Source organism: Mesorhizobium sp., from assembly GCF_004962925.1.
Taxonomy (GTDB): Bacteria; Pseudomonadota; Alphaproteobacteria; order Rhizobiales; family Rhizobiaceae; genus Mesorhizobium.
Map to the genome: position 1 here is coordinate 264 of NZ_SUEO01000104.1, position 5,537 is coordinate 5,800.

5 protein-coding genes and 1 pseudogene are annotated in these 5,537 nt (G+C 62.0%); 3 read left to right on the plus strand and 3 right to left on the minus strand.

The annotated features are described in order from the left end of the window. A pseudogene (locus E5W87_RS20060) lies at nt 1-285 on the plus strand (hypothetical protein); the annotation flags it as partial. Continuing rightward, nucleotides 285-1,283 carry an ATP-dependent DNA ligase gene (locus E5W87_RS20065; protein WP_292401223.1) on the plus strand — a complete coding sequence of 333 codons (999 nt, stop codon included), beginning with the start codon at nt 285-287 and terminating at the stop codon, nt 1,281-1,283. The pseudogene E5W87_RS20060 and the gene E5W87_RS20065, both read left to right, overlap by 1 nt. Before the next feature lie 30 nt (nt 1,284-1,313). Here E5W87_RS20065 and ligD read toward each other — a convergent pair whose 3' ends face one another. Both ligD and E5W87_RS20075 read right to left on the minus strand, forming a co-directional pair. Continuing rightward, nucleotides 1,314-3,863 carry a DNA ligase D gene (ligD, locus tag E5W87_RS20070; protein WP_292401226.1) on the minus strand — a complete coding sequence of 850 codons (2,550 nt, stop codon included), beginning with the start codon at nt 3,861-3,863 and terminating at the stop codon, nt 1,314-1,316. Nucleotides 3,864-3,866: 3 nt separating this feature from the next. Further along, complete coding sequence (locus E5W87_RS20075) at nt 3,867-4,736, minus strand: Ku protein (protein WP_292401230.1); 870 nt, start codon at nt 4,734-4,736, stop codon at nt 3,867-3,869. Nucleotides 4,737-4,924: 188 nt separating this feature from the next. On the opposite strand from E5W87_RS20075, the gene E5W87_RS20080 reads away from it, so the two are divergent. Further along, a complete protein-coding gene (locus E5W87_RS20080) occupies nt 4,925-5,137 on the plus strand; it encodes a hypothetical protein (protein ID WP_292401232.1) in 213 nt (70 codons plus the stop codon). A 78-nt stretch (nt 5,138-5,215) separates the two neighbouring features. Here the strand turns inward: E5W87_RS20080 and E5W87_RS20085 are convergent, their stop codons facing one another. Beyond that, nucleotides 5,216-5,431, minus strand: coding sequence for a KTSC domain-containing protein (locus E5W87_RS20085; protein WP_292401236.1), 216 nt, complete (start codon nt 5,429-5,431; stop codon nt 5,216-5,218). Between the last annotated feature and the right edge of the window lie 106 nt (nt 5,432-5,537).

A 5,537-nucleotide genomic window follows, 5' to 3' on the forward strand; every position in this document is an offset into this window, starting at 1 on the left:
TTCCCTGTACCGAACGCCTTTGCGCTGGATCGCGGCATAGGCTGGAAGGCGCAAGGCTACGATTTCGTGGCGCATGGCGGCGGCGACGCTTCGGTCACACATCGTTGCCCGGGCGAGGCGGTCACGGTGGCGCTGATGAAAGAGGCAATCCGCCTGCTGACCCGATCGATGAGCTATGAAATCCCTGACCAGAAATTGGCGCTGGATCTGTCGCGCATACCGGCGCTCCCCGAACAGGGCTTGCGACTGCGGGACGTCCGTCGTGTCGATGCCCGGACTGGCTGATGATCCGCGATTTTCCCCTGCCGCTCGATACGCCTCCGATGGAAGCCAAGGCGGCTGATGCGATTCCCGAAGGAGAGGGGTGGCAATATGAGCGCAAATGGGACGGTTTTCGCTGCCTGGCATTCCGCCAGGATGACGCGGTGGAGTTGCGTGCAAAGTCAGGCAAGCCGCTCGGACGGTATTTTCCGGAACTCGTCGCGGCACTGAGGGATTTGCCGTCGCCCCGCTTTGTCGTCGACGGTGAAATCGTCATCTCGATCGACGGCAAGCTGTCGTTCGACGCGCTCCAGATGCGGCTTCATCCCGCCGAGAGCCGGATCCGCAAGCTGTCCGCGGAAATTCCGGCGCACATCGTCCTCTTCGACATGCTCTGCGACCAGCACGGAACCATCCTGTTGGCCCGGACACTGGAAGAACGACGGGCGATCCTTGAGACTTTCGTCGCCTCGGCAAACCGTAAGAGCATCGTGCTCTCACACTGCACACACGACGTGAAGGAAGCCCACTCCTGGCTGGGGGACGCCGGACATGGGGAGACGGACGGCGTGGTTGCCAAGCGGCTGGACGATCCATACCAGCCGGGCGTGCGTGCGATGGTGAAGGTAAAGCGGCTGCGGTCGGCCGATTGCGTGGTCGGCGGCTTTCGCTATCTCAGCAACAGCCGGCAGGTTGGCTCTCTGTTGCTGGGTCTGTACAACGAGGCCGGCAAGCTCGATCACGTCGGCTTCACCTCGACCATCGCCAAGGATGACAGGGCTGAGCTTACCCGCAAACTCGAAGCGATGCGCGAGCCACCCGGCTTTACCGGAAAAGCGCCGGGCGGACCGAGCCGCTGGAGCACCGAGCGCAGCGGCGAATGGGAGCCGGTCCGGCCCGAATTGGTGGTCGAAGTACGCTTCGATCATGTCACCGGCGACCGTTTCCGGCATGGCACCAAGTTCCTGCGCTGGCGGCCGGACAAGGCACCGGAGCAATGCACGTTTGAGCAGATCGCCTGAGTCCTTGGGCGTCCTCTCCGTATACGGTTTTCAAGCCGCTTTCTTGCGCCGGCTTCCCGGTTCTTCGATCGGCGCCGCCGCAGCTCGGAAGTCCTGCCAGGGATCCGACGGTAGCGATGCAAGCCGGGTCGGCGTGTTCTCGACCGTAAAATAGGCCGGTCCGATGCCGGGGCCGAGTTCGTCCCAGGAAAGCGGCATCGAGACCGCCGCACCCGGTCGTGCTCTTGTCGAATAGGGTGCGACTGCGGTCGCACCGCGCTGGTTGCGCAGATAGTCGACGAGGATTTTTCCGCGCCGTTTGGATTTGGTGATGGTCGAGACGTAACGGCCGGGACTGTCCGAAGCCATGGCGTCGGCCATCGCCTTGGTGAAAGCTTTTACAACAGGCCATTGCGCTTTCGGCTTCACTGGCGCCACGACGTGCAGGCCCTTGCCGCCGGAGGTCTTGATGAAGGGGACAAGCCCCACATCCTTCAGCCGGTCGCGGGTCTCGACGGCGGCTTCGATCACCGCCTCCCAGCTCACGCCCTCGCCGGGATCGAGGTCCATGATGATCGTGTCCGGACGCTCCCAATCGCTCACCATCGAACCCCAGGGGTGGATCTCCAGCGCCGCCGACTGGACAAGCCCGATCAGCCCATCGAGATCATTGATGCTGATCAGCCGCTCGTCGGGCGGATCCTTGGGATCGTGGACCAGCACGATGTTTGGGTTGAGACCCTTCCAGGCATGCTTCTGGAAAAACTGCTCGCCCGAAATGCCGTTTGGGCATCGCACCAGCGCTAACGCCCGGCCGACGATAAAGGGCGATGCATGGCGCCAGACTTCGGCATAGTAGTCGGCGAGACCTTCCTTGGTCACGCCCTGGTCCGGCCAATAGAGGCGGTCGGGATGGGTAAGCTTGACGGTCCGGCGCTGAGCTTTGGGTACTGCCTTGTTCGTCTTCGGCGTTTCGCGGACGATCTCCTTCGCCGGCTTGTCTTCGCGCAATCCGCGGAACGAGGCGTGGCGCAGATTGCCGTCGGCGGTCCAGGCCCGGAACTCGATTTCGGCGACGAGTTCAGGCCTGACATAGCGGGCTTGCCGAGCCTCCTCGGCGCTCAGCCGCTCATCGAACGGGCTTGACGGAATGCGTATCCGCTCGAGCTTCTTGAACAGGTCCTGTGCGACCGCTGCCGTGTAGCCGGTGCCGACACGCCCGACATGATGAAGCTTACCGTCGTCATAGACACCCAGGACAAGCGAACCGATTGCATTGCGCGAGGTCGACGAGGGGACGTAGCCGGCCACGACGAATTCCTGCCGCGCCGAGCATTTCGACTTCACCCAGTTCTTGCTGCGGCCCGCGCGGTAAGGCGCATCGCGCAGCTTGGAGACGATACCTTCCAGGCTCAGCCGGCAGGCGTGTTGCAGGACCAGAGCGCCATTCTCCTCAAAATGTCCGCTGTAGCTGATGATGCCGTTATCACCGCCGATGATCTTTTCCAGCAATTGCTTGCGCCTGATCAACGCAACATCGCGCAGATCGTACCCGTCGAGATGAAGCAGGTCGAAGACGTAGAAGCGAAAGCGATCGCTGCGGCCCTCGCTGAGATCGGCTTGCAGCGCGGAAAAATCCGACGCGCCGGCGGATGTCTCGACCACGAGTTCACCATCGATCAGCGCCGTTCCGACAGGTATATCGGCCAGCGCCGAAATGACCGCCTTTCCGAACTTCTTCGTCCAGTCGAGACCGCTGCGCGTCAACAGTTTGACGCGGCCGGCTTCGATCCGGGCCTGCAGCCGGTAGCCGTCGAATTTGATCTCGTGCAGCCAGCGTTCTCCGGACGGCGCGGACGAAACCAGCGTCGCCAGCGTCGGCTCGACGAAATCGGGAAGCGCTGCCTTCTTGGCACCCTTGATCTTTGACGGCTCCGGAACGCCAACGGTGGCGGGCTGCTCTTCCGGGGGAGCGGCCCTCGTGCGGCCGCCGCGGCGCTTGCCGATGCGTCCCGTCTTCGACGACCAGCCGGGCGCTTCTCCGGCGACATCCTCGATCTTGCGGCCGGTGGCGACGGATTCCGGCCGCTCGTCCAGAATGTCAGGATCTCCTTCGGTGCGTGCGGCGTCATCGTCGCCCTTGATCAACAGCCAGTTCTCGCGCTTCTCCCGTGGCTTTCCGGCCATCCGCACAAGATGCCAGCGCCCGCCCAGCTTCTCGCCGTGAAGTTCGAAGTCGAGATGGCCTTTCGCATAGCCGCGATGCGCGTCGCCGATCGGCGTCCAGGTGCCCCTGTCCCACAGGATGACGGTGCCGCCGCCATATTCTCCCTTCGGGATGGTGCCTTCGAATCCGCCATATTCTAAGGGATGATCCTCGACATGAACGGCAAGGCGCTTCTCGCCAGGGATCAGGCTCGGCCCTTTGGTGACGGCCCAGCTCTTCAGGACGCCGTCCATTTCCAAACGAAAATCATAGTGGAGCCGCGTCGCATCATGCTTCTGTATGACGAAGCTGTTCCCCGTCCTCGGCGCCTTGCGGCCCTGCGGCTCCGGGGTGACCGAAAAATCGCGCTTCTTGCGGTAGGTCTCGAGCGCCATCGGTCAGCCGGCCTTCCGACGCGGCGCTGTCTGCTTCGCCTTCGCGTGGCGCGCCGGCTTGGATTTTGCCGCGGGTTTTCTGGTCGAGGGCTGCTTGCCGCCAACGCCGGCACTCTGGCGCAGCGCGTCCATAAGATCGACGACCTTCTCCCGCTTGGGCTGCTTCGGAATTGCGATCTTCTTGCCTTCGAGCTTCGCCTTCACAAGCTCGGCCAGGGCTGCCTCATAACGGTCGTCGAATTTGGTCGGATCGAATGTGCCCCTCTTGGTCTTGATGATGTGTTCGGCCAGTTCGAGCATCTCGCCCGTGATCTTCATGTCTGGGATGTCGTCGAAGGCCTCCTCCGCCGAGCGCACCTCGTAGTCGAAATTCAGCGTCGTTGCGACCAGCCCTTCGTCATAGGCCCGGATGAGCAAGGTCCGGATGCGCCGGAACAGGACGGTCTGGGCGATCGCGGCGACTTTCTTCCTGCGCATGCCTTCGCGGATCAGCCCAAATGCTTCTTCCGCGTGTTTGTCCGGCGGGGCCAGGTAATACGGCTTGTCGAAATACACGTCATCGACGTCAGAACAACCGATGAAGGCCGAAACCGACAGCGTCTTGTCGCTCTCGGGGACAGCGGCTGCGACCTCATCGGGCTCGAGCACGACGTAGTCACCTGAGCTGACCTCATAGCCTTTAACCTGATCGTCCTTCTCGACAGGTTTGCCGCTATCGCTGTCGACGAACGCGCGATGCACCCTATGTCCCGTGGCGCGGTTTACCGTGTGGAAGGCGATCCGCTCTGACGTCGAGGCAGCCGTATAGAGCGCCACCGGACAGCTAAGTTCTCCAATTTTCAGGAAGCCCTTCCAATTTGCTCTCGGCGCCAAGACAACAGCCTCACTGTCACAAGCGTTTGCACTGGAAATGCAACGTGGCGGCGCGCAGATTTGTTCCTTGGCGCCTACACGGCGATGATCGGATGCCTGGCCCACAGACAAACCGTTCCGCTGCAACCAAATTCACGACCCGCCGTTGTCGACCAGGAAGGGAGCGGTTGGCCATGACGAGACTATCATTGACGAGACTGTCGTTTTTGTCGGCTCTGGTTGCAGCTCTGGCTTTAGCGGGCTGCAGCAACGAGGCCGAACCGACACAGGGCAGCACCAGCAGCACTGAACCGACTCAGAGCAACACCAACACCGTCGAGCAAAGTCCCGAGGTCGACAAAGATCCTACGCCCAAGTCGTCGACGGGCGGCGATCAACCCGGTACGCCGCCGGCGCAATGAAAGACCGGTCGACCGACCGGTTTCTACGAGGAAGCCGTCTCTTTCCTGGATGCATTCTCGACGCAAGCGCACCGGGTCTCACCCCGACTGGCTCTGCTCGACCAGATGGTAGCTATACCGATCTCGAATGAACGCGTTGAAAAACCGACCTTTTGCCGAGGCTTTGCGGAATGCAGCGTAGGTCTGCGGCGGCATGTCGTCGTAATCGTAGCGATGTCCGCTTGGGACAAACCATACCGAGAGGGTCCTCGTTGCGGGATCGTAATTTATGCTTTGGATGGCAGTTGAAGGCATTTCCCAACCCTCGACGCGTCTGGGCAATAACCCACCCCGGCAAGCCAGGTTCCATCTCGCGCAAGATATGGAGGCGATGATCCGGCCGGCTCGGTGCCTCCAAGGC